Origin of the sequence: uncultured Phycicoccus sp. (genome assembly GCF_947495705.1) — a bacterium.
In the GTDB taxonomy this organism is placed as follows: Bacteria; Actinomycetota; Actinomycetes; order Actinomycetales; family Dermatophilaceae; genus Phycicoccus.
Window position 1 is genome coordinate 64,781 of the sequence record NZ_CANLZR010000010.1, and the last position, 25,675, is coordinate 90,455.

Genomic DNA, 25,675 nt, shown 5'->3' on the forward strand with positions numbered 1-25,675 from the left:
TGTCATCGGTCGCGTCCACCGGCGACCACCCCCGCAGTCGGTCCTGTCGCGAGGTCTGGTCAGACGCTAGGTGGAGGCACCGACAGCCGTCCCGGGCCGCCGTGGAGCCTGTGGACGGATGCCGCCGGAGCCACCACCTGTGGACGAGCGTAGACGAACACGTGTTCGAGATCCGGGAAGCCGTGACGACACGCCGACGGGTGTGGTCGAATCCGACGGTGACCACGACACCGGGGCGGCATCGTCCGCTCTCGAAGCGGGGCCCGGTGACGCTCGCCACCTTGCTGCCCGGTCTGGTGGTCCTGCGCCACTACCGGCGCAGCTGGCTGCGGGGTGACCTCATCGCCGGGGTCACGGTGGCCGCCTACCTCGTCCCCCAGGTCATGGCCTACGCCCAGATCGCGGGGCTCCCCCCGGCGGCGGGGCTCGTCGCCATCGTCGGGCCGACCCTCGCCTACGCCGTGCTCGGTACCTCCCGGCAGCTCTCCGTGGGGCCGGAGTCGACGACGGCGCTCATGACGGCCACGGCCCTCGCGGCGATCGGGGTGTCCGCCGCCTCCGACCGGGCGGCGTTCGCAGCGGCCCTCGCCGTCGTCTGCGGCGTCCTGTGCCTCGTCGGCTGGCTCGTCGGCCTGGGCTTCCTCGCCGACCTCCTCTCGCGCCCGGTCCTCATCGGGTACATGGCCGGGGTGGCGGTGCTCATGGTCGTGAGCCAGATCGACGCCCTCACCGGGATCCCCGTCGACGGCGACTCCCTCCCGGCCCAGGTGTGGAGCGCCGTGCGCAGCGCCGACGAGGCCCACTGGCCCACCGTGGCGCTGACCGCCGGCCTGCTCGTCCTGCTCTTCGGGCTGGCCCGGGTCGCCCCGCGGGTGCCGGGCCCCCTGGTCGCCGTCCTCGCCGGTGCCGGCCTCGTCGCCGCCCTCCGGCTCACCGACCTCGGCATCGTGACGGTGGGCCCGTTGCCGGCCGTCGTCCCCGACCTCACCCTCCCCCGGCTCGACCTGCGCGAGATCGTGCCGATGCTCGGGCCGGCCCTCGGCATCGCCGTCGTCGCCTACTCCGACAACGTGCTCACGGCGCGAGCCTTCGCGGCCCGCCGGCACGAGCGGATCGACACCAACCAGGAGTTCCTCGCCCTCGGCGGCGCCAACCTCCTCGGTGGCCTCCTCAGCGGCTTCCCCAGCAGCAGCAGCGGCAGCCGGACCGCCATCGGGGCCGCCGCCGGCGCCCGGACCCAGCTGCACTCCCTCGCCACCCTCGCCACCGTCGCCGTCGCCGTGCTCGCGCTGGCCCCGGTCATCGCCGCCTTCCCCAAGGCCGCCCTCGGCGCGCTCGTCGTCTTCGCGGCGAGCCGCCTCATCGACGTCGTCGGCATCCGGGCTGTCGCCCGCTACCGGCGCAGCGAGCTCGTGCTCCTCGTCGCGACGACGCTCGGGGTCTTCGTCCTCGGGGTGCTCGACGGCATCCTCGTGGCCGTCGCCCTCTCGCTCGGGGACCTGCTGCGCCGGGTCGCCCGCCCCCACGACGCGACCCTCGGGTTCGTCCCGGGGCTCGCGGGGATGCACGACGTCGACGACTACCCCGGGGCCCAGCAGGTGCCCGGACTCGTCGTGTTCCGCTACGACTCCCCCCTCTTCTTCGCCAACGCCGAGGACTTCCGGCACCGCGCCATGCTCGCGGTCGACGAGGCGCCGAGCCCCGTCGAGTGGTTCGTCGTCAACGCCGAGGCCAACGTCGAGGTCGACCTCACGAGCATGGAGGCCCTCGACCGGCTGCGCGCCGACCTCGAGGCCCGCGGCATCGTGCTCGGCCTCGCCCGGGTCAAGCAGGACCTGCTGCACGAGCTGGCCGCGAGCGGGGTCCTCGACCGGGTGGGGCGCGCGATGGTCTTCCCGACCCTCCCGACCGCGGTGGCCGCGTTCCGCGCCCGACCGGGCGGCGGCGACGAGCCGTGACCTCGTGACGGCCCCCTCCGAGGCCGTCACGAGGGAGGGCTGCTCACCCCCCACATCGCCGCGACGTGCCGGACGTCGGTGCCGCAGCAGCCGCCGACGATCCGCAGCTCCGGGAGCCGCTGGCTGAGGAGCGCCTGCTCGGTCGCGAGCCGGGCGGGGTCGCCCTCGTCGAGGACCTCGGCGGCCTCGAGCTCGGCGTGGCTCATCGTCGAGGCGTTGACCCGGGTCCCCCGGATGCGGTGCGACCACGGCCCCCCGTCGAGACCCCGGATGACGTGGGTCGGGTGGGCGCAGTTGACGAGGTAGTAGTCCGGCGGGGCGGCGGCGTCGACGTCTGCGACGGCGCCGGCCAGGCTCGTGCCGTCGGGGAGCCGCCCGTCGGTCTCGACGGTGAACGAGACCGCCACCGGGACGCCCGCCTCCCGCGCGGCGAGCACGACGCCGGTCGCCTCGGCCGCGGTCGTCAGGGTCAGCGCGGTCACGACGTCGGCGCCCGCGTCGGCCAGAGCCCGGATCTGCGTGGCGTGGTAGTCCCGGGCCTCCTCGGGGTCCGGATCCGTGGGCGCGACGTAGCCGTCCTCGCGCGGGCCGACCATGCCGGAGACGAAGACGGTCGGCACGTCGTCGGCGTAGCGGTGCCGCAGGTCGCGGAGCATGCCGACCGCGTCCGCGTTGACCCGCCGGGTCGCGTCGAGGTCGTAGCCGAGCCGGGCCGACCAGTCCGGGTTGGCCCGCCAGGTGGGGGTCTCGAGCATGAGGCCGGCGCCGGCCGCCCTCGCGACCCGGACGTACCCGTCGTAGTAGGTCGTCAGGAGCTCCCGCCCGCGGTGCTCCTCCACCAGGGGGAACGCGGCGAACTCGGGCAGGTCGGCGCCGTGGTGGAAGACGAGGTCGGTCTCGAGCCCGCCATCGGTGACGAGACCCGGGAGCGAGGTGTCCCCCAGCGCCCGCAGGATCGGGGACGCGATGGTCATGGGCGCCAGTGTTCTCGCCGGCCGCCGCGCCGTCGATGGCCCGGTCGGGCCACCGGCCGGGGCTCAGGTCAGCAGGAGGCGGGCGATGCGTCGCGAGGCCCCGAGGACCCCGATGGCGCCGAGGCCCGCCAGGTACGCCACGTGCCAGAGCAGGCCCCACCCCACCTCGCCGAGCATGAGGCCGCGTTCGAGCGCGACCCCGTGGTAGAGCGGCGTGGCGCGGACCAGCCACTGGAGCGCGTCGGGGTAGGTCGAGAGCGGGAAGAAGGTGGCCGAGAAGAGGAACATCGGCTGGATCGCGAGGGTGACGTAGTCGAAGTCCTGCCACGAGCGCATGAACGTCGTCGTGAACATCCCGACCGCACCGAACGCGAGCCCCACGAGCACCGCGGCCGGGACGGCCAGCAGCGCCCACCACGACTCGACGAGCCCCGCGAGGAGCGCGACGACGAGGAACATCGCCGAGTACAGGCCGCCGCGCAGCAGCGACCAGGTGATCTCGCCGACGGCGATGTCGCGCGGCCCGATGGGCGTCGCGAGCATGGCGTCGTACAGGTGCTGGTAGCGGAGCTTGAAGAACACGTTGAAGGTGGCGTCGAAGATCGCGCCGTTCATCGCGGACGCGGCCAGGAGGGCCGGCGCGACGAAGGCGGCGTACGAGACGACCGAGCCGCCGTCGGTGGTGACCCGGCCGACGAGCGCCCCCAGCCCGACCCCGAGCGAGAAGAGATAGAAGACCGGCTCGACGAAGCCGCTGAGCAGCAGCACCCAGGCCCGACGGAACGCCGTGGCGTTGCGGGCGACGACGAAGCGCGCCCGGCCGGCCCCGGCGGGGAACGGCAGGAGGAGCCCGCGACGGAGGGGCGTGCCGGTGCCCGCGGCCGTCATGACAGCAGCCTGCGGGTGAAGGCGCGGTGTGCCAGGACCCAGCCGAGCGCGATGACGGCGACGAGCACGCCGAGGTGGACCAGGCCCATCCAGCCCGGCCACTGCCCCACCGCTGCGTGCCGGGTGAGCACCACGCCGTGCCACAGCGGCGTCACCCAGGCGAGGGGCCGGATCCACAGGGGCAGCTGCTCGAGCGGGAAGAACGTGCCCGAGAACAGCAGGACCGGGGTGAGGACGAAGCGGTAGAGGATGCCGAAGACGTTGTCGGTCCGGATCGACGCGCTGATCGCGAACGTCGGCACGGCGAAGGCGAGGCCGGTGAGCAGCCCGACCGGGACGGCGAGGAGCACCCACCAGGACGCGAAGGAACCGAAGACCGCGGCGATCGCGAGGAAGATCGTGGTCGCGACGACGAGGTTGGCCCCGAGGACGGTGAGGTGCCCGAGCAGGACCTCGGTGACCCCGAGCGGGGTCGACAGGGTGGCGGAGTACATCCGGTTCCACTTGATGTAGCCGAGGACGGGGTACGTGGCGTCGCCGAAGCCGAGCAGGGCCGCCTGGTAGGCGACGATGCCGGGCACGACGAACTGCAGGTAGGGCTGCCCGCCGACCCCGCCGGCGCTGGAGTCGACGAGGGACCCGAGCCCGAGGCCCATCGCCGCGAGGAAGAACAGCGGGGAGAGGAAGCGGCTGATGATCGAGCCCCGCCACGTGCGGCGGTAGACGCGCAGGTGGTGCTCCATCGCCGCCAGGACCCGCTCGCCGCGCGCCATCGGGGGTCGGGGGCCCGCGAGCAGGCGCCCGGTGGCCCGGTCGGCGGCCGGCACGGTGACGCCGGGAGCGGCGCCCATCAGTCGATGAGGCTGCGGCCGGTGAGGTGGAGGAAGACGTCCTCCAGCGTCGACCGGCGCACGAGGGCCGACAGCGGGCGCACGCCGCTCTCGTGCAGCCGCGCGAGGGTCTCGTCGCCGTCCGCGGTGTAGACGAGCAACCGGTCGGGCAGCTGCTCGACGCGGTCGGCGACGGACCGGACGGCGTCGACCGGGTGGTCCCGGTCGTCGACCTCGAAGCGCAGCTCGACGACCTCGCGGGTCGAGTAGGCGTCGATGAGCTCGCGGGGGCTGCCCTCGGCGACGATCCGGCCGTGGTCCATGACGACGAGCCGGTCGCACAGCTGCTCGGCCTCGTCCATGTAGTGCGTCGTGATGATGAGGGTGACGCCCTGGCGCTTGAGCCGGTAGAGCCGGTCCCACAGCACGTGCCGGGCCTGCGGGTCCAGGCCGGTGGTCGGCTCGTCGAGGAGCAGGACCTCCGGGTTGTTGATGAGCGCCCGGGCGATGGTGAGCCGGCGCTTCATGCCGCCCGAGAGCGGCTCGACGCGGTCGCGGCGCCGCTCGGTGAGCTGGGCGAACTCGAGCAGCTCGTCGGCGCGCGCCCGCACCTCGCGGCGGGACAGCCCGAAGAAGCGGCCGTAGACCCAGAGGTTCTCCTCGACCGACAGGTCCTCGTCGAGCATGTCCTGCTGCGGGCAGACCCCGAGCCGGGCGCGGATCGCGGGCCCGTCGGTGGCGGGGTCGAGGCCGAGGATGCTCAGCTCGCCCCCGCTGACCGGCGAGACGCAGCCGACCATCCGCATCGTCGAGCTCTTGCCCGCCCCGTTCGGGCCGAGGAAGCCGAAGGCCTCACCCCGGCGCACCTCGACGTCGATGCCGTCGACGGCGATGAAGTCGCCGAAGGTCTTGGTCAGCCCCCGTGCCCGGAGCAGTACCTCGTCGGTCACGAGGAGCGACGCTAGACCATGCCGCCGGGCCTAGGGGTTCCTGGGGCGGCGGTCGACCCCGAGTCGGCGCTCCTCGGGGACGTCGAGGTCCTCGCAGATCGCCCGCCACACCTCGCGCGGCGTCACGCCCTCGTCGAGAGCCTGCACGGCGGTGCGGTCGCCGAGGCGGGTCAGCACGTGGGAGCGGGCGAGCGAGGTGGCGTAGGTGTCGCCGAACTCGTCGCCCAGGAGCTCCCACAACTTGGAATGCCGCATTGGAGGGATCCTAGACGGCTTCCCGACCCCGCGACCTGGGCGGACGGCATACTGACCGCCATGCGCCTCATCACCGCCGACGGGGTCCCCGGGTCACCCGCCCGCGTCCACGAGCCCGCTGCCGCCCCGGTCCGGGTGGGCCTGGTCCAGCACGCCTGGGACGAGGACGCCGACCGGCTGCGCTCCACGCTGCTCGACGGGGTCGCCACCGCCGCGGGCGCCGGGGCGCGCCTCGTGTTCCTCCCCGAGCTCACCCTGTCGCGCTACCCCGCCGACACCCTCCCCGACGGCCGCGCCGACGCGAGCGCGGAGTCGCTCGAGGACGGGCCGACGGTCCGGTTCGCGCGCGAGGCCGCCGCCACCACGGGCGCGTACGTGCACGCGAGCCTCTACGAGCGGTCGGCCGGCCCCGGCGGCGCCGACGACGGGTTGGGCTACAACACCGCGGTGCTCGTCGCTCCCGACGGCACGCTGGTGGGCCGCACCCGCAAGACCCACATCCCGGTCACCGCCGGGTACTACGAGGACCGGTACTTCCGCCCGGGCCCGGCCGACGAGGCGTTCCCCGTGTACGAGCTGACCGACCCCCCGGTGCGGGTCGGGCTGCCGACGTGCTGGGACGAGTGGTTCCCCGAGGTCGCCCGGGCCTACAGCATCGGCGGCGCCCAGGTGCTGGCCTACCCCACCGCGATCGGCTCCGAGCCCGACCACCCCGACTTCGACACCCGGCCGCTGTGGGAGCACACCATCGTCGGGCACGCCATCGCCAGCGGCCTCTTCGTCGTCGTCCCGAACCGGTACGGCACCGAGGGCCTCATCACGTTCTACGGGTCGTCGTTCATCGCGGACCCGTACGGCCGGGTCCTGGTGCGGGCGCCGCGCGACGAGGCAGCCGTCCTCGTCGCCGACCTCGACCTCGCCCAGCGCGCGGACTGGCTCGGGCTCTTCCCGTTCCTCGCCACCCGGCGACCGGACGCGTACGCGGCGCTGGCGGCTCCGATCCGCCCCGAGCACCGGCGGACGGTGTAGCCGTGGCCACCGGGGGGACATGGCGGATGCCGGCCGAGTGGGCCCGGCACGAACAGACGTGGATGGCCTGGCCGACAGCCGGCTACGCGCTGGGCGACACCCCGGAGGACGCCGACGACGCCCACCGCACCTGGTCGGCCGTCGCGCGGGCGGTCGCCGGGTTCGAGCCCGTCACCGTCGTCGCCGACCCGGCGGACGTCGCCGTCGCCCGCGACTGGCTCGGCCGCGGAGGCGTGCCGGCGTACGGCCTGGACGTCGTCGAGGCCCCGCTGGACGACGCGTGGATGCGCGACATCGGGCCCACGTTCGTCGTCGACGGGCAGGGCGGGATCGCGGCGGTGGACTGGGTCTTCAACGGCTGGGGCGGCCAGGACTGGGCGGTGTGGGAGCACGACGCCCGGATCGGGGCCTTCGTCGCTGACCACCAGGGCGTCGAGCGCATCGGCTCCGACCTCGTCAACGAGGGCGGCGGGATCCACGTCGACGGCCGCGGCACCGTCCTGCTCACCGAGACGGTCCAGCTGGACCCGGGCCGCAACCCCGGGCGCAGCCGCGCCGACGTCGAGGCCGAGCTGGCCCGCACCATCGGGGCCACGACGTGCATCTGGCTCCCTCGCGGGCTCACCCGCGACTACGACGAGTTCGGGACGCGTGGGCACGTCGACATCGTCGCGACCTTCGCCGACCCCGGCCTGGTCCTGCTGCACTGGCAGGCCGACCCGGCACACCCCGACCACGAGGTGTCCCGCGAGCTCGAGGGCCTCCTGTCGTCCGTCACCGGGGCCGGCGGCCAGCCGCTGGAGGTCGTGCGCGTCCCGGCGCCGCGGACGCTGGAGGACGAGGAGGGGTGGGTCGACTGGTCGTACATCAACCACTACGTGTGCAACGGCGGGGTCGTCGCCTGCTCCTTCGAGGACCCGCAGGACCGCGAGTCGCTGTCCCTCCTGTCCCGGGCCTACCCGCAGCGGCGCGTCGTCCCGGTCGACGCCCGGCCGCTCTTCGACCGCGGTGGCGGCATCCACTGCATCACCCAGCAGCAGCCGAAGGTGTAGGAGGTCGAGCCCCATGTCCACCGACACCCGTGCTGCGGGGCCTGCGCCGGTGCGCTTCGAGGCCGTGCTGGCCGCCATCGACGACACCTGCCTCGTGCGGCTGCCCGCGGAAGCGAGCCGGCGGCTGCCGTCGCGGGGGCAGGTTGCCGTGCACGCGACCCTCCAGGGCCACCCGTTCGAGACGGTCGTGGAGCCCGACGGGCTCCGCGGTCACTGGGTCCGCGTCGGCGAGGCGCTCCAGCGGGCCGCCGGGCTCGAGCCGGGCGACACCGCCGAGGTGACCCTGACGGTCACGACCGAGTGGCCGGAGCCCGAGGTGCCCGACGACCTGCGCGCCGCCCTCGACGCCGCCCCGGCGAGCATCCGCGACCTGTGGGCCGACATCACCCCGATGGCGCGGTGGGAGTGGGTGCGCTGGGTCCGGGCCACCGCGAACCCCGACACCCGGCAGCGACGCGTCGAGGTGAGCATCTCGAAGCTGGACGACGGCAAGCGACGCCCCTGCTGCTTCGACCTGTCCTCGTGCACCGACCCGGCCGTCGCGCGGAGCGGCAGGCTCCGTGAGCCCCAGGTCGGCGGGTCCGGGTCCACCCGGTGAGCGTCAGCCGGATGCCACGGCGGGTCGGGGGGCGACGAGGGCGGACCCGGCGAGAAGGAGGAAGCCGACCGGGATCTCGAGCAGGAAGATGAAGGTCCGGTAGAGCAGCACCGCGGCCACGGCGGCCGCGCCCGGCAGCCCGAAGGCGACGAGCACCCCCACGGCGCCGACCTCGGCGAGGCCCGACCCTCCCGGGGTGAGCACCGCGAGGGAGGCGAGCCGCTCGACGGCGAAGGCGGCGACGACGACCACGACCGGGGCGCTGACCCCCACGGCGCCGAGACACAGCCAGAGCAGCCAGGCCTGGGCGACCGCGTACGCCGCCTTGCCGCCGGCGACGCGCAGGGCGCTGTGCCGCACGAGCTGCAGGGTGGTCCGGCGCAGCTCGGGCAGACCCCCGACCCACCGGGGCTGCCGGCCGGTGGCTCCGTCGGTCCGGGGCAGCAGGCGGCCCACGACCCAGCCGAGGCCCCGGTCGGCCCACGACCTGTGGAGCAGGGCCCAGATGAGGGCGAGGTAGGCGGCGAGGAGGACCAGCCCCGTGCCGGCGAGGCCGCGCAGGCCGGGCGTGGGCGCCGTCCCGACGACGGCGAGCCAGGCCACCGCCACCGCGGGGAGCACCAGCCGGAGGGCGTTGTCCCAGAGGTTGGTGACCAGGGCCCAGCGGATGAACGCGTCCGGGGTGAAGCCCCACCGGCGGCACGACCAGAAGTTCACGGCCGTGCCGGCCGCTCCGCCGAGTGGCAGCACGTTGGAGGCGGCGCTGCCCGTGAGGTTGAGGTGCAGCGCGCGGCCCGGGCTGAGGCCTGGCATGGCCGCGACGAGCGCCACCGTGTGGACCCACAGCCCGGCGAGCCAGACGAGGGTCAGCAGGAGCAGGGTCGGTGCCGAGACGTCCCGCAGGACCGACCAGGTCGCCGCCCACGTGGCTCCGGAGACCAGCGGCAGCCCGCCGAGGACGATCGCCACCGCGAGGGCCGTCGCGACGAGGAGCCGGACGAGCCGCCGCCGCCGGCTCCGGCCCCGCCGAGGGACCAGGACCGCCTCCCGATGGTCCACACCACCCTCCTCGTCGCCCACGGCGGGCCGGCCCTCAGGTCACCGAGGCGGTGTAGATGAGGCCGATCGACTCATCGAGCGCGGCGTCGAACTCGGCGTCGTCCATCTGGGCGGTCAGCCCCTCGGTGAGGGCCCGCGAGAAGCTCGCGATGACCCCGTGGTTGCGGGCGAGCCGGTCGACGGCCTCGGTGCGCGTGTAGCCACCGGAGAGACCCGCGACGCGCATCACCCGCGGGTGGGCGAGGAGCGCAGCGTGCCCGTCGTCGACCTCGGGCAGGGTGAGCTTGAGGAGAACGGAGCGGCCCTCGTCGAGCCCGTCGAGGTGCCGCAGCAGCGTGACCTGGAGGATCTCCTCGGCCTCGGCCTTCGTGGGGCTGTGGATGTCGACCTCCGGCTCGACGATGGGGACGAGGCCGGCGGCGAGGATCGTCCCCGCGACGGCGAACTGCTGGGCGACCACGGCCTCGATGCCGGACGCGTCGGCGTTGCGGACCACCGAGCGCATCTTCGTGCCGAACACACCGTGGGTGCGGGCCCTGTCGAGCAGGGCGTCGAGGTCCGGGATCGGCCGCATGAGCTTGACGCCCTCGGACTCCTCCTCGAGGCCCTTGTCGACCTTGAGGAACGGCACGACGCCCTTGTGCTTCCACAGGTACTCGGCCGCCCCCGTCCCGTCGATCTCGCGGTCCATCGTCTGCTCGAAGAGGATGGCCGCGAGGATGCGGTCGCCGTCGAAGGCCCGGCTCGTGATGATGCGCGTGCGCATCCGGTGGACGAGGTCGAACATCGTCGCCTCGTCGGGGTAGGCGGTCTCGTCGATCCCGTACCGCCGGAGCGCTCCCGGCGTGCTGCCGCCGCTCTGGTCGAGGGCGGCGATGAAGCCGCTCCCGGTCGAGACCTTCTCCAGCATCCGCTCGTTCACGACGGTCCTCCTCACGGCCCCGGCCTCGCGCCGGCGCCCACACTCCATGACACACGCCGTGGCCTCCGGTGACCAGGGGCGGAGGTCCCGAGCCGGAGCGCCGGGCGGGTCGGCGCGATCGGACCGGCCCGGCTGTCGGTCCCGGGTGAGAGGGTGTGACCAGCATGAACGGCGACGTCCTCGACCGCTTCTCCCCCGCCACGGCCGCGTGGTTCCGGGGGAGCTTCAGCGCACCCACCACCGCCCAGGCCGGCGCGTGGGAGGCCGTCTCCAGCGGCCACCACGCCCTCGTCGTGGCCCCCACCGGCTCCGGCAAGACCCTGTCGGCCTTCCTCTGGGCCCTCGACCGGCTGGCCGCCGAGCCGGTCCCGGACGAGCGCCTCAGACGCTGCCGGGTGCTGTACGTCAGCCCGATGAAGGCCCTCGCCGTCGACGTCGAGCGCAACCTGCGCAGCCCGCTCGTCGGCATCCGGCACGCGGCGGCACGGATGGGGCTCGCCGAGCCCGACATCACCGTCTCGGTGCGCTCCGGCGACACCCCGGCCGACGAGCGCCGCGCCTTCGCCCGCGCCCCGTCCGACGTGCTCATCACGACGCCCGAGTCGCTCTTCCTCATCCTCACCTCCGCCGCCCGTGAGGCGCTCGCGGGGGTCGAGACGGTCATCCTCGACGAGGTCCACGCGCTCGCGGGCACCAAGCGCGGCGCCCACCTGGCCCTGTCGCTCGAGCGTCTCGACGCGCTCCTCGACGCCCCGGCGCAGCGGATCGGCCTGTCGGCCACCGTGCGCCCCGTCGAGGAGGTCGCGCGCTACCTCGCCGGCGGCCGCCCCGTCGAGGTCGTCCAGCCGCCCTCGACGAAGGAGTGGGACCTCAAGGTCGTCGTGCCCGTGCCCGACATGGCCGAGCTCGGGCAGCCCACCGGCGACCTCGCCGGGGCCGCTTCCGGCCACGAGCAGCGGGCGTCCATCTGGCCGCACGTCGAGGAGCGCATCGTCGACCTCGTCGCCGACCACACCTCCACGCTCGTCTTCTCCAACAGCCGCCGCCTCGCCGAACGGCTGACGACCCGGCTCAACGAGATCTGGGAGGAGCGGGTCGAGGTTGCTGACGGCGCCGAGGCCGTGGGGGCCGCCGGGGCCACGGCCCGCCCCGCGGTGCTGCAGTCCACCCCCGCCCAGGTTCTGGCCCAGTCCGGGCAGTCCACCGGTGCCGCGCCCGTGCTGGCCCGGGCCCACCACGGGTCGGTGAGCAAGGAGCAGCGGGCCACCATCGAGGAGGACCTGAAGTCCGGCCGGCTGCCCGCGGTCGTCGCCACCAGCAGCCTCGAGCTCGGCATCGACATGGGGGCCGTCGACCTCGTCGTCCAGGTCGAGTCGCCGCCGTCGGTGGCCTCCGGGCTCCAGCGCGTCGGGCGCGCGGGCCACCAGGTGGGGGCCGTCTCGCGCGGGGTCCTGTTCCCCAAGTTCCGCGGCGACCTCGTCCAGACCGCCGTCGTCGTCGAGCGGATGCTCGCCGGCCGCATCGAGGCCCTGCGCGTCCCCACCACCCCGCTCGACGTCCTCGCCCAGCAGGTGGTCGCCATGTGCGCGCTCGACGAGTGGACCGTCGACGACGTCCTCGCCCTGGCCCGCCGGTCCGCGCCCTACGCCACCCTGACCCGCCCGGTGCTCGAGTCCGTCCTCGACATGCTCGCGGGCAAGTACCCCAGCGAGGACTTCGCCGAGCTGCGGGCGCGCATCACCTGGGACCGTCTCTCCGACACCCTCACCGGGCGGCGGGGCGCCCAGCGGCTCGCGGTCACCTCGGGCGGCACCATCCCCGACCGCGGCCTGTACGCCGTGTTCCTCGCCACCGGCGAGGGGCCCGGGCGCCGGGTCGGCGAGCTCGACGAGGAGATGGTGTACGAGTCCCGCGTCGGCGACCTGTTCACCCTCGGCACGAGCACCTGGCGGATCGAGGACATCACCCACGACCGGGTGCTCGTCACCCCCGCACCGGGCCTGCCCGGGCGGCTGCCGTTCTGGAAGGGCGACTCCCTGGGCCGCCCGGCCGAGCTGGGTCGGGCCGTCGGCGAGTTCGTCCGCGAGGTCGAGGCGCTGCCCGCCGGCGCCGCCCGCGAGCGGGTCATGGCCGCCGGGCTCGACGAGTGGGCCGCCGACAACCTCCTCACCTACCTGCGCGAGCAGCGCGAGGCCACCGGCCATGTCCCCGACGACCGCACCATCGTCGTCGAGCGCTTCCGCGACGAGCTCGGCGACTGGCGCATCGCCGTGCACTCCCCGTTCGGCGCCCAGGTGCACGCCCCGTGGGCCCTGGCCGTCAGCGCCCGGATGCGCGACCGCTTCGGGGTCGACGTCCAGGCGATGCACGGCGACGACGGCATCGTGCTGCGCCTGCCCGACCTCGAGTGGGACGACGTCGACGGCATCGACCGGCGCGGCGTGGGCCGCGAGCTGCTCGACCTCGTGACGCTCGACCCCGACGACATCCGCACGCTCGTCACCGACGAGATCGGCGGGTCCGCGCTCTTCGCGAGCCGGTTCCGCGAGTGCGCCGCCCGGGCCCTGCTCCTCCCCCGCCGCCAGCCGAACCGCCGCCAGCCGCTGTGGCAGCAGCGGCAGCGGGCGTCCCAGCTGCTCGAGGTCGCCAGCCGCTTCCCGACCTTCCCGATCGTCCTCGAGGCCGTCCGCGAGTGCGTCCAGGACGTCTTCGACGTGCCGGGTCTCGTCGACCTCATGCGCGACATCGCCGGCCGCAAGGTCACCGTCGTCGACGTCGAGTCCACCACGCCGTCGCCGTTCGCCAAGTCCCTGCTCTTCGGTTACGTCGCACAGTTCCTCTACGAGGGCGACACCCCGCTCGCCGAGCGGCGGGCCGCGGCGCTCGCCCTCGACCCGTCGCTGCTCGCCGAGCTGCTCGGCGGGTCCGAGGGGCTCGCGCTGCGCGACCTGCTGGACGCCGAGCAGATCGCCCGCACCGAGGCCGAGCTGCAGCGGCTCACCCCCGACCGCGCCGCCCGCGACGCCGACGACGTCCTCGACCTGCTGCGGGTCCTCGGCCCGTTGACGGTCGAGGCGGTGCTGGCGCGCTGCCGCGAGGGCGTCACCGGTGCCGACGTCGAGGGCTGGCTGGCCACCCTCGGCGCGGCGCGTCAGGTCATCCCGGTGCGGGTCGCCGGCGAGGAGCGCTGGGCCGCCATCGAGGACGCCTCGAGGCTGCGCGACGCGCTGGGGACCTCGCTGCCGCCGGGGGTGCCGCAGACCTTCCTCGAGCCCGTCGACGACCCGCTCGGCGACCTCGTCGCCCGCTACGCCCGCACCCACGCGCCCTTCCACGCCGGGGAGGTGGCGCGGGCCTACGGGCTGGGGGTCGCGGTCGCCACCACCACCCTCGCCCGGCTCACCGCGTCGGGGCGCGTCGTCGAGGGCGAGCTGCTGCCCACCGGCGGCGGCTCCACCGAGTACTGCGACGCCGAGGTCCTGCGGATGCTGCGGCGCCGCTCGCTCGCGGCCCTGCGCGCCGAGGTCGAGCCGGTCACGCCCGTCGAGCTCGCGCGTTTCCTCCAGGAGTGGCAGGGCGTCGGGGGGCGGCTCCGCGGCCGCGACGGCGTCGTCCGGGTCGTCGAGCAGCTGAGCGGGGCGCTGCTGCCGGCGAGCGCCGTCGAGACGCTCGTGCTGCCGGCCCGGGTCGCCGACTACTCCCCCGCCATGCTCGACGAGCTGATGGCCACCGGGGAGGTCCTGTGGTGCGGGCACGGGTCGCTGCCCGGCGACGACGGCTGGGTCTCGCTGCACGTCGCCGACTCCGCCCATCTCACCCTGCGCGGCCCGGACCCCGAGCGGGTGCCCACCGAGTCGGGGGTCGCGGTGCTCGACGCCCTCGCCGGGGGCGGCGCCCACTTCTTCCGGTCGCTGTCGGACCAGGTCGGCAGCACCGACGACGAGACCCTGGCCGCGACCCTGTGGGACCTCGTGTGGTCGGGCCGGGTCACCGGCGACACCTTTGCTCCGGTCCGGGCCCTCCTCGCCGGCGGCCGGACCGCCCACAAGCGCTCTGCGCCGGGGCCCCGCCGCACCCGCTACGGCACCCGGCGGGGGCCGCTGGGCGCGCTCGGCTCGGCGCCGTCCCGCCCCGCCCTGCCGTCGCGGTCCGGTCCCGCGCGGGTCAGCGGGCGCTGGTCGCTCCTGCCGCCCGCCGAGGGCGACCCCACCCTGCGCGCCCTCGCCACGGCCGAGCTGCTCCTGGACCGGTACGGCGTGCTCACCCGGGGTGCGGTCGCCGCCGAGGAGGTGCCCGGTGGCTTCGCCGCGGTCTACCGCGTCCTGGGGAAGGCCGAAGAGAGCGGGCGGGTGCGCCGCGGCTACTTCGTCGAGGGTCTCGGCGCCTCCCAGTTCGGCACGTCCGGTGCCGTCGACCGGCTGCGCGCGGGCAGTGGCGGTGACCGGCGGGAGACCCCGACCGCCACGGTGGTGGCGGCCAGCGACCCGGCCAACCCGTACGGTGCCGCCCTGCCCTGGCCCGAGCGTGCCGTCGACCCCGCCGCCGAGGGGGCCGAGGGCACCCGGCGCCGGCACCAGCCCGGCCGCAAGGCGGGGGCGGTGGTGGTCCTCGTCGACGGGGTGCTCGTGCTCTACGTCGAGCGCGGCGGCAAGACGCTGCTCACCTACACCGAGGACCCCGACGGGCTCGCCCTGGCCGCCACGGCCCTGGCCGATGCCGTCCGCCGCGGCCACCTCGGCCGCATCACCGTCGAGAAGGCCGACGGTGGCCAGTTGCTCGGCAGCGAGCACCCGGTCGTCGGCGCCCTCGAGGCCGCGGGCTTCCACCTGACTCCGCGCGGGCTGCGGTTCAGGCGGTGACCCCCCGAGGTCGCAGCGCCCGCGCCTCGTGCCACGCGCTCACGGCGAGGACCGCGGTCACGGGCACCCACAGCATCCGCTCGGGCAGGCTGGGCGACGCGAGGTTCACCAGCGACCCCACCCCGGCGACACCGGCGACCGTCAGGTACACGGCGCGCTGGGCGCGGGGCGAGCGTGGCCGCCCGGCTGCCACGGCGGCTGCTGCGCTCCCCCACACCAGGGCCGCCCCGGCCGAGGCCGCCCGCAGCGACGGCGGGAGGACGCCCGCGGTGGCCCCGCTGTACGCGATGGCGCCGAACGGGGCGCCGGCGGCCAGTGACACCTGGAACGCACTGATGCCGCCGAGGCACGCGAGCACCACCGGCCGCAGCGACCGCTGCCCGTCGACTCGGGGGACATCCACAGCACCGTGTCTAGCAGATGGCGCCCGGCCCGCCCAGACCCACGAGGGCCACGCCGCCGTCCGCCACCGCGGAGGTGCCCGTGCCCGAAGGTGACACCGTCCACCGCACCGCCGACCGGCTGCACCGGGCGCTCGCCGGTCGCGTCGTCGAGCGGGCCGAGCTGCGCTGGCCGTCGGTGCCCGACGTCGACCTGGCGGGCTCGACGACCACCGAGGTGCTCGCCCGCGGCAAGCACCTGCTGCACCGGCTCGACTCGGGCACGACGCTGCACTCCCACCTGCGGATGGAGGGCCAGTGGCGCATCGAGCACCCCGGGCCCGCCACCGAGCGCGGGCTGCGCCGCCAGGACCTGCGCGCGGCCGTGCTCACCGACACCTGGTCGGCGCTCGGCCTGCGCCTCGGCATGCTCGACCTCGTGCCCACGGCGCGCGAGCACGACCTCGTCGGCCACCTCGGCCCCGACGTCCTCGGCCCCGACTGGGACCCCGACCGGGCTCGCGACGCACTGCTCGCCCACCCCGGCACGGCCGCCGAGGCACTGCTCGACCAGCGGGTGCTGGCGGGCGTGGGGACGTTCTGGGCCAGCGAGGGACTGTTCGTGGAGCGCCTCCACCCCTGGACCCCGGCCGCCGCCCTCGACCCCGACCGCCTCGACCGCCTGCTCGACCGGTTGCACCGGCTCATGACGGCGGCCGAGCGCACCGGCTGGCAGGCGAGCACGGGGGTGCAGCGCGCCGGCGAGGAGGCCTACGTCCACGCGCGGTCCGGGCGGCCGTGCCGCCGCTGCGGCGACACGGTGCGGGTGGCGATGGCCGGCGCCCCGCCGCGTGAGCGCACGATCTTCTCGTGCCCCACCTGCCAGGGCGGTCTGGCGCCCACCGACGACGGGCGTCCGCAGCGCCCGCTGGGCAGCACGCCCGGCAGCCGGGGCGCCTACCGGAGGCGCATGCCGTAGGCCGGCTCGCCGCGGAGGGGTGGGGGTCAGGCCGCCGAGGCGGACACGTGCTCGGCGTCGGCGGACGCGCCGACCGGCAGCGTGACGGGCGCCGTCAGGGTCTCGACGTGCTCGACGCGGTCCTGGACGAGCCCGAGCAGCTCCGAGAGCGAGAGGCCGAGGCCGTCGCAGACGGACGCGAGCAGCTCGGAGGACGCCTCCTTGGTGCCGCGCTCGATCTCACTGAGGTAGCCCAGCGACACCGCGGCGGAGCCGGCGACGTCGCGCAGGGTGCGGCCCTGCGCACGGCGGGCCTCACGCAGCACCTCGCCCAGCTCATGACGAAGCAGGATCACGGCGCCTCCTCTCGGGCCCTCGGTGTCGTGGACGTGGCACCACGGTACCCCGCCTCGTCGCCGGCGTCGCGGAGGTTCGGGAGGTCGGCCGCGAGCAGGCGTAGGGCCGACTCGACGCTGGCGCGGCGGATCTGGGCCCGGTCCCCCTCGAACGCCTTCCGCTCGACCCGTGTTCCCGCCGGCCCGGCCACGGCGACGTAGACGGTCCCGACGGGCTGCCCGTCCGCGGGGTCCGGCCCGGCGACCCCCGTCGTCGCGACACCGAGGTCGGCGCCGAGGAGGTCACGGACACCCGCGGCCATCGCGGCGGCGACGTCACCGTCGACCGCGCCGACCCGGGCGAGCAGGGCCGGGTCCACCCCGAGCACCGAGGCCTTGACGTCGGCGGCGTACGACACGACCCCGCCCCGGACGACCGCGGACGCCCCGGGGACCTCGGTGAGCGTCGCGCAGACGAGGCCACCGGTGAGGGACTCGGCGGTCGCCACGGTGAGCCCGCGCGCGGTGAGCGCCCGGACGAGGTCGGCCGGGGTCACGGCGCCGACCGGCCGGCCCGCCGGGCGGCGCGGGCCGCCCGGGCCGCCCGCTTGCGGTGGGTCCGCTCGCTCGTCTGGCGCAGCCGGACCGCCTGGACCAGGTAGTCGATCCCGGTGACGACGGTGACGAGGACCGCCGCGCCGAGCAGCCCCCAGGCGAGCGCGTCCCACAGCTCCGGGACGGGCAGGGTCGTGCGGGGCCACAGGAAGAAGCCGATGCCGAAGGTCTGGAGCGCCGTCTTGACCTTGCCGCCCCGCCCCGCGGCCATGACCCCGTGCCGGATCACCCAGAAGCGGACGGCGGTGATCCCCCATTCCCGGACGAGGACGACGGCGGTGACCCACCACGGCACCTCGCCGATGCTGGAGAGCCCGATGAGCGCCATCGTGACGAGCGCCTTGTCCGCGATCGGGTCGGCGACCTTGCCGAAGTTCGTCACGAGGCCCCGGCTGCGGGCGAGGTCGCCGTCGACCCGGTCGGTGACCATCGCGACGGCGAACACCGCGAACGCCGCCCAGCGGAAGGTCGGGTCGGCGCCACCGTCGAGGAGCAGGAGCCACCCGAACACCGGCACGAGCAGCAGGCGCAGCACGGTGAGGTAGTTGGCGATGTTCCAGGCGCTCGGGCCGGTCTCGGGCACGACGGGGCTCGCCGGGTCGATGCCGACGCGGTACGGGTCGCTGGCTCGGCCCTCGGCGAGCGGCCCGGGCCGGACCGGGCGCTTCGGGCGGGGTGTGGGCTCGCTCATCGCGGCTCCACGAGGAGGTCGACCCCCTCGGCATCCACGACGACGCCGTCGACGAAGGACCCGGGCTCGGGCAGCGCCGTCCCGTGGCCCATCCGGACGTGGCAGACCCCGTCGACGTCGGGCCCCTGGTGGTCGGCGCGACCGACGACGACGGTGGGGTCGTCCTCGTCGTGCTCCTCGACGAGGACCGTGACGTGCTCGCCGACCCGGTCGAGGGCGCGCTGGGCCGTCAGCTCCTCGACGAGCGCCGTCAGCCGCTCGACCCGCTGTGCGACGACCTCGTCGGGTAGGTGCCCGTCGAGCCGTTCGCCCTCGGTGCCGTCCTCGTCGGAGTACCCGAACACGCCGACGACGTCGAGGCGGGCCTCGGTGAGGAAGTGCTCGAGCTCGGCGACGTCGGCCTCGGTCTCGCCGGGGAAGCCGACGATGACGTTGCTGCGGGCCCCGGCCAGGGGCTGGCGCGACCGGATGCCGTCGAGCAGCCCGAGGAAGGCCTCGGTGCCGCCGAAGCGGCGCATCCGCCGCAGCAGCGGGGTGGAGGCGTGCTGGAAGGACAGGTCGTACCAGGGCGACACCCCCGGGGTGGCAGCCATCGCCTCGAGCAGGCCCGGGCGGACCTCCGCGGGCTGGAGGTAGGACACCCGGACCCGCTCGACACCGTCGATGCCGGTGAGCTCGGGCAGCAGCTTCTCGAGGAGGCCGATGTCGCCGAGGTCCTTCCCGTACGACGTGGAGTTCTCGCTGACGAGGAAGAGCTCGCGCACGCCCTGGTCGGCGAGCCAGCGGGCCTCCGCCAGGACGTCGGTGGGGCGTCGGGAGACGAAGGAGCCACGGAACATCGGGATGGCGCAGAAGGAGCATCGGCGGTCGCAGCCGCTCGCGATCTTCAGCGGCGCCCACGGGGCGTTCCCGAGCCGGCTGCGCACGACCTCGGCGGCGTGCCCCGGCAGGGCCACCCCACCGGAGGCGTCGGGGCGCTCGACCGGCGAGAGGGGCAGCAGGCGACGCCGGTCGCTGGGGACGTGCGAGGCGGGACGACCGCCGTCGAGGATCGAGCGCAGGTGCGAGGACATGTCGGCGTAGGAGTCGAAGCCCAGCACGGCGTCCGCGTCGGGGAGCTCGTCGGCCAGGGTCTGCCCGTACCGCTCCGCGAGGCAGCCGACGGCCACGACGGCCCGGGTGCGGCCGGTCTCCTTGAGGTCGGCGGCCTCGAGCAGGGTGTCGATGGAGTCCTTCTTGGCCTGCTCGACGAACCCGCACGTGTTGACGAGCGCCACGTCGGCGTCGGCGGCGTCGTCGACCAGGGCCCACCCGTCGGCCGCGAGGCGCCCTGCGAGCTCCTCGGAGTCGACCTCGTTGCGGGTGCACCCGAGGGTCACCAGTGCGACGCTGCCACGGCTCGCACTGATCGTCATGCGGCCACTCTAGTTGCGCGGTGGCGGCCTCCCGGCCAGGCCCCGTAGGGTCGCGCCCATGCACGGGGATGACATCGGGGGACGAATCCGCGGGGTGCTCGAGCAGCACCCCGTGCTCGACGGCCACAACGACCTGCCCTGGGAGGCGCGCGAGCGCGCCGGGTACGACTGGGACCGGCTCGACCTGGCCGCCGGCGGCCTGCCGACGCACACCGACCTGCCGCGGCTGCGCGAGGGTGGGGTGGGGGCCCAGTTCTGGTCGGTGTTCGTCCCGGCCGACCTCCAGGGCGAGCGTGCGGTCAGTGCGACGCTGGAGCAGATCGACGCCGTCCACCAGATGGTGCGCCGCTACCCCGACGCCCTGGCGCTGGCCAGGTCCCGCGCCGACGTCGAGCGGGCCCTGGCCACCGGGCGGATCGCCTCGCTCATGGGCGCCGAGGGCGGGCACAGCATCGACTCCTCGCTCGGCACGCTCCGGATGCTCTTCGCGCTCGGGGTCCGCTACCTCACGCTCACCCACAACGACAACGTCCCCTGGGCGGACTCGGCCACCGACGAGCCGGTCCTCGGTGGGCTGTCGGCCTTCGGGCACGAGGTGGTCCGCGAGATGAACCGGCTCGGGATGCTCGTCGACCTCTCCCACGTCTCCGCCGACACGATGCGCGACGCGCTCGACACCAGCGCCGCGCCCGTCGTGTTCTCGCACTCCTCGGCCCGCGCCGTCTGCGACCACCCCCGCAACGTGCCCGACGACGTCCTCGAGCGCCTGCCCGACAACGGGGGGGTCTGCATGGTGACGTTCGTGCCCAAGTTCGTCTCCCCCGCAGTCCGCGAGTGGGACCTCGAGGCCTCCGACGCCGCCGCCCTCGAGGGCATCTCGTCCTCGGACTTCTCCGCCTACACCGCGTTCACCGCACAGCGTCGTCGCACCCACCCGGCGCCGGTCGCGACGATCGGCGACGTCGTCGCGCACTGCGAGCACGTGCGCGAGGTCGCAGGCATCGCCCACATCGGGCTCGGCGGCGACTACGACGGGGTCGACGTGCAGCCGGCCGGGCTCGAGGACGTCACCGGCTACCCCCGCCTGCTCGCGGCGCTGGCCGACCGCGGCTGGAGCGACGCCGACCTGGGAGCCCTCACCTCGGGGAACGCGCTGCGCCTGCTCGGCGAGGTCGAGGCCCGCGCGGCCGCGATCGCCGCCACCCGCGGGCCGGGCCTGGCGCGCATCGAGGACCTCGACGGCGTCCCGGCCTGAGCCGGCCGGGTCACTGGCGGGCGCGGATGACGGTGAGCGCGACGAGCCGGGAGATGACCATCGCGACGTACAGCACACCGCCCAGCTGCTCGACGCTGACCAGCGCCCGGGCCTGCGGCCGGATCGGCCCGACGTCGCTGAGGCCGACGCTCGTGAGGTTGGCGCCCGAGAAGTACAGGAGCTCGAGGAACGTCCGCTCCCCCGGGCCGTCGAACGAGGTGAACGAGGCCGGCCAGACCTCCTGGATCGCGAGGTACAGGTAGGCGAAGGCGAAGACGAGCACGGTGAAGGCGGCGCCGACGGCGAAGAGCTCGTCCTTGGTCACCCAGTAGTCCTCGAACATGTACGCGATGAGGCCGTAGGCGGTGTAGAAGTAGAAGACGGCCAGCGCGCAGTGCGCGAGGATGAGGATCGTCGAGCTCGGCTCGACGAGGCTCCACACCTCGAACGCGGCCGCCGGCAGCGCGAGGGTGATCGACAGCCAGGTGAGCGCCGGCGTGCTGCGCACGGTGAAGATCGCGATGATGACCGCGGTGAGGCTGAGCAGCGAGATGATCGCCCGCCCGTACCCGCTGCCCTGCAGGAACGGCAGCAGGAGGATGACGAGCACCTGCGCCATGAGCAGGAACGCCGACGGCTGCTTGCGCAGCGTGGCCTTCCAGCGGCCCCAGGTGCTGACCGGTTCGCGCAGGTCCTCCCACATCATCGACATGGCCTCACGGTAGCCGGGGCTGATGGAGAATGCCGGAATGCCGAGCGCCCTGCTGCTGCCCCTCCTCACCTGCGCCGCGGTTCTCGTCGTCAGCGGGGTCGCGAAGCTGCGGGACCCGCAGTCGCTCGACCGCGCCGTCGAGTCGCTGCGGGTGCCGGCGCCGTTCGACGCCGTCGCCGTCCGCCGTGCCCTGCCGTGGCTCGAGGTCGCGCTCGGCCTCTGGCTCCTCGTCGCCACCGGGGTGGCGCACCTCGTCGTGGCGTCGGCGGTCCTCCTCCTCTTCGCCGCCTACCTCGGGCTCGTCGTCCGGGCCGAGCGCGGCCCCGCACCGGCCGAGTGCGGCTGCTTCGGCGAGCTCGGGGACGCCCGGGTGACCCGCGTGACCGTCGCGCGCACCGCGCTGCTCGTCCTCGCGGCGGTGCTCACCGTCGTCGGCGCGTTCCAGGGTGCCGCCTTCCTCCCGGCCGCGGTCGCAGGACCCGGGATGTGGCTCTGGCTCGCCGCCACCGCACTCGTCGTCGCGGTCGCCGTGCTCGTCACCTGGCGCCCGGCGCCCGGGGACGCGCCGCCGCCGCCCGAAGTCGACGCCGACGGGGAGTACCGGCGCCGGTCCATCCCGGACGCCCAGGTGCTCACCGAGGACGGGCGGCTCGTCCACGTCGGCGAGGAGGCCAAGCGCGCCGCGCGGCTGCTCGTGTTCCTCAGCCCCGGGTGCGGGCCGTGCCAGCGGATCGCCCCGCTGGTCCCGGCCTGGGCCGCCGACCTCGGACCGGTGGCGGTGCACGCCGTCCTGCTCGGTCCGCCCGCGGTCCTCGCCGCGCACCCCGAGCTCGCGGGGCACGCCTGGTTCGACCCGCACCGCGTCGCCCGCCGGAGCCTCGCGCCCGGAGCGCCGTCGGCGGTCCTCCTGGGGACCGACGGGCTGCTCGCGGGCGGCCCGGTCACCGGTGAGGCGGCGATCCTCGAGTTCGTCGAGGAGGTCCGCGCCCACCTGCACCTGGGCACCCGCCCCGCGCCGGCGGCCACGGCGGCCTCGGACGTCAGCGGCCGGTGAGCTGCCAGGCGTCCTCGCCGGACCCGTCGTCGTCGTCCCCGTACTCGACGGCCACCGGGTAGCGGTCGAGGTCGGCTCCCACGGCGTCCCCGCCGTACGGCACGACCGGGACCTCGGCGGTGTCGTCGCGCAGGACCTCCGCGGCCTCGGCCACGGCGCGCGCGTCCCCGTCCAGCGGCTGCCCGTCGAACGGCTCGTCGGCGTCGGGCACGTCCTCGCCGCGCATGAGCGCGAGCGTCGTCGGCAGGTCGTCGGGCTTGACGAGCACGTCGCGCGCCTTCGACCCCTCGGAGGGGCCGACGACCCCGCGGGACTCGAGCAGGTCCATGAGCCGGCCGGCCTTGGCGAAGCCGACCCGCAGCTTGCGCTGGAGCATCGAGGTCGAGCCGAACTGCGTCGTCACGACGAGCTCGGTGGCCTGGAGCAGGATGTCGAGGTCGTCGCCGATGTCGTCGTCGACCTGCTTCTTCGGCTGGGCCTGGACGACGTCCTCGCGGTAGCTGGGCTTCAGCTGGTCGGTGACGTGCCGCACGACCGCCTGGATCTCGGACTCGGTGACCCACGCCCCCTGGACGCGCATCGGCTTGTTCACCCCCATCGGGAGGAACAGCGCGTCACCCTGGCCGATGAGCTTCTCGGCGCCCGGCTGGTCCAGGACGACCCGGCTGTCGGCGAGCGAGGACGTGGCGAAGGCCATCCGCGACGGCACGTTCGCCTTGATGAGGCCGGTCACGACGTCGACGGACGGGCGCTGGGTGGCGAGGACGAGGTGGATGCCCGCCGCGCGCGCCAGCTGGGTGATCCGGACGATCGACTCCTCGACGTCGCGGGGCGCGACCATCATCAGGTCGGCGAGCTCGTCGACGATGACAAGGAGGTACGGGTAGGGCGTGATGACGCGCTCCGAGCCGGGCAGCGGCTTGACCTTGCCCGCCTTGACCGCCTTGTTGAAGTCGTCGATGTGCTTGTACCCGAACTGCGCGAGGTCGTCGTAGCGGGTGTCCATCTCGCGCACGACCCACTGGAGTGCCTCGGCGGCCTTCTTCGGGTTCGTGATGATCGGGGTGATGAGGTGCGGGATCCCCTCGTACGCCGTCAGCTCGACCCGCTTGGGGTCGACGAGGACCATGCGGACCTCGTCGGGCGTCGAGCGCATGAGCACCGAGGTGATCATCGAGTTGACGAAGCTCGACTTGCCGGCGCCGGTCGCCCCTGCCACGAGCAGGTGCGGCATCTTCGCGAGGTTGGCGATGACGTAGCCGCCCTCGACGTCCTTGCCGACCCCCATGACCATCGGGTGCTCGGAGCCACGGGCGACCTGGCTGCGCAGGACGTCGCCGAGGCTGACCTTCTCGCGGTCGGTGTTCGGGATCTCGATGCCGATCGCCGACTTGCCGGGGATCGGGCTGAGGATGCGCACGTCGGCGCTCGCGACGGCGTACGCGATGTTCTTGCTCAGCGCGGTGACCCGCTCGACCTTGATGCCGGGCCCGAGCTCGACCTCGTAGCGCGTCACGGTCGGGCCTCGGGTGAAGCCGGTGACCTGGGCGTCGATGTCGAACTGGTCCAGCACCGTCGTCAGGGCGTCGACGACGTTGTCGTTGGCCGCGCTGCGCGTCTTGTGCGGGCTGCCCGGCTCGAGGATGGCCGAGTCGGGCAGGGTGTAGGTGATGTCGCCGGCCAGCGAGAGCTGCTCGACCCGGGCGGGCAGCTGCGAGGTGGGGGGCGCCTCGAGCGGAGCCTTCTCGGCACGCGCCGGGGCGGCCACAGCGCTCGGTGCCGCGGCGGGAGTGTCGGCGTCGGCGGGCCGCTTCTGGCCCGGCCGGAGCCGCTTACCGGTGCGCGGGTCGACGACCGCGGCCTGCTCGAAGGCCTCGTCGCCCACCCGGGGGTCGTCGGGGTCGGCCACGCGGGCGCGGGTGCGGCCACGGGGGGTCTTCTCGGGGGCCGGGGCGGGCTCGTCGGCCTCGGCGCCGGTGAGCCGGTGCAGCACCTCGCGGGCCCGCGTCGGCACCTGGTGCAGCGGCGTCGCGGTGAGCACGAGGATGCCGAACAGGCCGAGGAGGAGCAGCAGCGGCACGGTGCCGTACACCGAGACCGCAGCCTCGAGCGGGCTGGAGGCGAGGAAGCCGACGATGCCGCCGGCGGCGCGCATGCCCTCGGCCCCGTCGGGCGGGACCGGGATCCCGGCGGAGACGTGCACGAGACCACACGCCGCGAAGGCCACGGCGGTGGTCCCCACCGCCATCCGGGAGGTGGCCGCCTCGTCCTGGGGAGCCCGCAGCACCCGGATCCCGAAGAGGAGGAGCACGATCGGCAGGGCGTAGCCGGCCTTGCCGAAGGTGCCGGCGACGACGGCGTGGACGACGACGCCGACGGCGCCGGGCATGTCCCACCACTCGCGGGCCGCGACGACGACGGCGAGCGCGAGGAGGAGGAAGCCGATGCCGTCGCGGCGGTGCTCCGGCTCGAGGTCGCGCCCGGTGTCCCCGACCTTGCGGGCCACCGCACCCGTGGCGTGGGCCAGGCCCATCCACGTGCTCTGCGCCGCTCGAAGCGGCAGGGGCAGCCCTCCCGATCGGGCGCCTCCCGACGGCTTACGCGAGCGCGGGGTGCCCTTGCGCGTCGACGGTCGGGTCGATCCGCCGCGCGCACGGGACGTCGAGGTCGTGCGAGTCGCCATGGCCGCAGGGTACGCGAGAGTCACACAGGACACACGTGTCACACGCGGCACGTCGGGCCGGGATCGGTGAGCGGGGGTGAGCCCGTCGCGCCGCGCGCGGACGGAGCTCCGGAGACGACAGTGCGGTGGTCCGCTCGACCCCTGGCGTCGAGCGGACCACCGCAACTGGCCGAAGGCGAGGCCTCCGATCCGCTACCGTGACG

The 25,675-nt window shown here is 74.8% G+C and carries 22 protein-coding genes; 8 read left to right on the plus strand and 14 right to left on the minus strand.

The annotated features are described in order from the left end of the window. Window positions 1-218 precede the first annotated feature (218 nt). Window positions 219-1,958 (plus strand): SulP family inorganic anion transporter, encoded by a 1,740-nt coding sequence (locus Q0963_RS13720; protein ID WP_299446942.1) that lies wholly within the window; start codon window positions 219-221, stop codon window positions 1,956-1,958. A 26-nt stretch (window positions 1,959-1,984) separates the two neighbouring features. On the opposite strand, the gene Q0963_RS13725 is transcribed toward Q0963_RS13720, so the two are convergent. The 5 genes from Q0963_RS13725 to Q0963_RS13745 form a co-directional block, all read right to left on the minus strand. Next, window positions 1,985-2,932: a homocysteine S-methyltransferase family protein gene (locus tag Q0963_RS13725; RefSeq protein WP_299446945.1), complete on the minus strand. Its 948-nt coding sequence runs from the start codon at window positions 2,930-2,932 to the stop codon at window positions 1,985-1,987. A gap of 63 nt (window positions 2,933-2,995) precedes the next feature. Beyond that, a complete protein-coding gene (locus Q0963_RS13730; protein WP_299446948.1) occupies window positions 2,996-3,820 on the minus strand; it encodes an ABC transporter permease in 825 nt (274 codons plus the stop codon). Then, window positions 3,817-4,671 (minus strand): ABC transporter permease, encoded by an 855-nt coding sequence (locus Q0963_RS13735; RefSeq protein ID WP_299446951.1) that lies wholly within the window; start codon window positions 4,669-4,671, stop codon window positions 3,817-3,819. Before Q0963_RS13735 ends, Q0963_RS13730 begins: the two co-directional genes overlap by 4 nt. Next, entirely contained in the window at window positions 4,671-5,600 is a 930-nt protein-coding gene (locus Q0963_RS13740; protein ID WP_299446954.1) for an ABC transporter ATP-binding protein, read from the minus strand. The genes Q0963_RS13735 and Q0963_RS13740 overlap by 1 nt, the downstream gene beginning before the upstream one ends. Before the next feature lie 30 nt (window positions 5,601-5,630). Continuing rightward, a complete protein-coding gene (locus tag Q0963_RS13745) occupies window positions 5,631-5,855 on the minus strand; it encodes a DUF3046 domain-containing protein (protein WP_299446956.1) in 225 nt (74 codons plus the stop codon). A 60-nt stretch (window positions 5,856-5,915) separates the two neighbouring features. Between Q0963_RS13745 and Q0963_RS13750 the strand changes: the two genes are divergently transcribed. The 3 genes from Q0963_RS13750 to Q0963_RS13760 are packed head-to-tail and all read left to right on the plus strand — an operon-like array spanning window position 5,916 to window position 8,534. Continuing rightward, the gene (locus tag Q0963_RS13750) at window positions 5,916-6,884 is read left to right on the plus strand and encodes a nitrilase-related carbon-nitrogen hydrolase (protein ID WP_299446959.1); all 969 of its coding nucleotides are present in this window, start codon (window positions 5,916-5,918) and stop codon (window positions 6,882-6,884) included. Window positions 6,885-6,910: 26 nt separating this feature from the next. Then, window positions 6,911-7,936, plus strand: coding sequence for an agmatine/peptidylarginine deiminase (locus Q0963_RS13755; protein WP_299447196.1), 1,026 nt, complete (start codon window positions 6,911-6,913; stop codon window positions 7,934-7,936). Between the two features lie 13 nt (window positions 7,937-7,949). Continuing rightward, a complete protein-coding gene (locus Q0963_RS13760; protein WP_299446962.1) occupies window positions 7,950-8,534 on the plus strand; it encodes a YdeI/OmpD-associated family protein in 585 nt (194 codons plus the stop codon). Between the two features lie 3 nt (window positions 8,535-8,537). Here Q0963_RS13760 and Q0963_RS13765 read toward each other — a convergent pair whose 3' ends face one another. Beyond that, the gene (locus Q0963_RS13765) at window positions 8,538-9,593 is read right to left on the minus strand and encodes a lysylphosphatidylglycerol synthase domain-containing protein (RefSeq protein ID WP_299446965.1); all 1,056 of its coding nucleotides are present in this window, start codon (window positions 9,591-9,593) and stop codon (window positions 8,538-8,540) included. A gap of 34 nt (window positions 9,594-9,627) precedes the next feature. Beyond that, the gene (locus tag Q0963_RS13770; RefSeq protein WP_367180069.1) at window positions 9,628-10,503 is read right to left on the minus strand and encodes a fructose bisphosphate aldolase; all 876 of its coding nucleotides are present in this window, start codon (window positions 10,501-10,503) and stop codon (window positions 9,628-9,630) included. Window positions 10,504-10,679: 176 nt separating this feature from the next. Between Q0963_RS13770 and Q0963_RS13775 the strand changes: the two genes are divergently transcribed. Further along, complete coding sequence (locus tag Q0963_RS13775) at window positions 10,680-15,374, plus strand: ATP-dependent helicase (RefSeq protein WP_299446971.1); 4,695 nt, start codon at window positions 10,680-10,682, stop codon at window positions 15,372-15,374. Here Q0963_RS13775 and Q0963_RS13780 read toward each other — a convergent pair. Beyond that, on the minus strand, window positions 15,364-15,777 hold the full coding sequence (locus tag Q0963_RS13780; protein WP_299446974.1) for a hypothetical protein: 414 nt from the start codon (window positions 15,775-15,777) through the stop codon (window positions 15,364-15,366). The genes Q0963_RS13775 and Q0963_RS13780 overlap by 11 nt on opposite strands. 80 nt (window positions 15,778-15,857) lie before the next feature. Between Q0963_RS13780 and Q0963_RS13785 the strand changes: the two genes are divergently transcribed. Continuing rightward, entirely contained in the window at window positions 15,858-16,733 is an 876-nt protein-coding gene (locus tag Q0963_RS13785; RefSeq protein WP_299446977.1) for a DNA-formamidopyrimidine glycosylase family protein, read from the plus strand. 26 nt (window positions 16,734-16,759) lie between these two features. Here Q0963_RS13785 and Q0963_RS13790 read toward each other — a convergent pair whose 3' ends face one another. From Q0963_RS13790 to rimO, 4 genes are read right to left on the minus strand one after another with little or no spacing between them, the layout of a single operon-like run. Next, complete coding sequence (locus Q0963_RS13790) at window positions 16,760-17,068, minus strand: helix-turn-helix domain-containing protein (RefSeq protein WP_299446980.1); 309 nt, start codon at window positions 17,066-17,068, stop codon at window positions 16,760-16,762. Continuing rightward, window positions 17,065-17,604, minus strand: coding sequence for a CinA family protein (locus Q0963_RS13795; RefSeq protein WP_299446983.1), 540 nt, complete (start codon window positions 17,602-17,604; stop codon window positions 17,065-17,067). The genes Q0963_RS13790 and Q0963_RS13795 overlap by 4 nt, the downstream gene beginning before the upstream one ends. Continuing rightward, window positions 17,601-18,353, minus strand: a complete 753-nt coding sequence (gene pgsA, locus Q0963_RS13800; RefSeq protein ID WP_299446986.1) for a CDP-diacylglycerol--glycerol-3-phosphate 3-phosphatidyltransferase — start codon at window positions 18,351-18,353, stop codon at window positions 17,601-17,603. Before pgsA ends, Q0963_RS13795 begins: the two co-directional genes overlap by 4 nt. Continuing rightward, window positions 18,350-19,768 (minus strand): 30S ribosomal protein S12 methylthiotransferase RimO, encoded by a 1,419-nt coding sequence (gene rimO, locus Q0963_RS13805; protein ID WP_299446989.1) that lies wholly within the window; start codon window positions 19,766-19,768, stop codon window positions 18,350-18,352. Before rimO ends, pgsA begins: the two co-directional genes overlap by 4 nt. Window positions 19,769-19,826: 58 nt before the next feature. On the opposite strand from rimO, the gene Q0963_RS13810 reads away from it, so the two are divergent. Continuing rightward, complete coding sequence (locus tag Q0963_RS13810) at window positions 19,827-21,023, plus strand: dipeptidase (RefSeq protein WP_299446992.1); 1,197 nt, start codon at window positions 19,827-19,829, stop codon at window positions 21,021-21,023. 10 nt (window positions 21,024-21,033) lie between these two features. Here Q0963_RS13810 and Q0963_RS13815 read toward each other — a convergent pair whose 3' ends face one another. Further along, window positions 21,034-21,735: an ion channel gene (locus Q0963_RS13815; protein WP_299446995.1), complete on the minus strand. Its 702-nt coding sequence runs from the start codon at window positions 21,733-21,735 to the stop codon at window positions 21,034-21,036. Window positions 21,736-21,772: 37 nt separating this feature from the next. Between Q0963_RS13815 and Q0963_RS13820 the strand changes: the two genes are divergently transcribed. Further along, window positions 21,773-22,789, plus strand: a complete 1,017-nt coding sequence (locus Q0963_RS13820) for a MauE/DoxX family redox-associated membrane protein (protein WP_299446998.1) — start codon at window positions 21,773-21,775, stop codon at window positions 22,787-22,789. Here Q0963_RS13820 and Q0963_RS13825 read toward each other — a convergent pair. Further along, window positions 22,776-25,322 carry a DNA translocase FtsK gene (locus Q0963_RS13825; protein WP_299447001.1) on the minus strand — a complete coding sequence of 849 codons (2,547 nt, stop codon included), beginning with the start codon at window positions 25,320-25,322 and terminating at the stop codon, window positions 22,776-22,778. The two genes, Q0963_RS13820 and Q0963_RS13825, sit on opposite strands and share 14 nt — an antisense overlap. Between the last annotated feature and the right edge of the window lie 353 nt (window positions 25,323-25,675).

Coding starts and splice junctions, on each gene's coding strand:
- Q0963_RS13725 (WP_299446945.1), bottom strand. CDS start 2,932: ATGACCATCGCGTCCCCGATCCTGCGGGCGCTGGGGGACACCTCGCTC.
- Q0963_RS13745 (WP_299446956.1), bottom strand. CDS start 5,855: ATGCGGCATTCCAAGTTGTGGGAGCTCCTGGGCGACGAGTTCGGCGAC.
- Q0963_RS13825 (WP_299447001.1), bottom strand. CDS start 25,322: ATGGGCCTGGCCCACGCCACGGGTGCGGTGGCCCGCAAGGTCGGGGAC.
- rimO (WP_299446989.1), bottom strand. CDS start 19,768: ATGACGATCAGTGCGAGCCGTGGCAGCGTCGCACTGGTGACCCTCGGG.
- Q0963_RS13750 (WP_299446959.1), top strand. CDS start 5,916: ATGCGCCTCATCACCGCCGACGGGGTCCCCGGGTCACCCGCCCGCGTC.
- pgsA (WP_299446986.1), bottom strand. CDS start 18,353: ATGAGCGAGCCCACACCCCGCCCGAAGCGCCCGGTCCGGCCCGGGCCG.
- Q0963_RS13755 (WP_299447196.1), top strand. CDS start 6,911: ATGCCGGCCGAGTGGGCCCGGCACGAACAGACGTGGATGGCCTGGCCG.
- Q0963_RS13815 (WP_299446995.1), bottom strand. CDS start 21,735: ATGTCGATGATGTGGGAGGACCTGCGCGAACCGGTCAGCACCTGGGGC.
- Q0963_RS13820 (WP_299446998.1), top strand. CDS start 21,773: ATGCCGAGCGCCCTGCTGCTGCCCCTCCTCACCTGCGCCGCGGTTCTC.
- Q0963_RS13760 (WP_299446962.1), top strand. CDS start 7,950: ATGTCCACCGACACCCGTGCTGCGGGGCCTGCGCCGGTGCGCTTCGAG.
- Q0963_RS13735 (WP_299446951.1), bottom strand. CDS start 4,671: ATGGGCGCCGCTCCCGGCGTCACCGTGCCGGCCGCCGACCGGGCCACC.
- Q0963_RS13810 (WP_299446992.1), top strand. CDS start 19,827: ATGCACGGGGATGACATCGGGGGACGAATCCGCGGGGTGCTCGAGCAG.
- Q0963_RS13730 (WP_299446948.1), bottom strand. CDS start 3,820: ATGACGGCCGCGGGCACCGGCACGCCCCTCCGTCGCGGGCTCCTCCTG.
- Q0963_RS13775 (WP_299446971.1), top strand. CDS start 10,680: ATGAACGGCGACGTCCTCGACCGCTTCTCCCCCGCCACGGCCGCGTGG.
- Q0963_RS13770 (WP_367180069.1), bottom strand. CDS start 10,503: ATGCTGGAGAAGGTCTCGACCGGGAGCGGCTTCATCGCCGCCCTCGAC.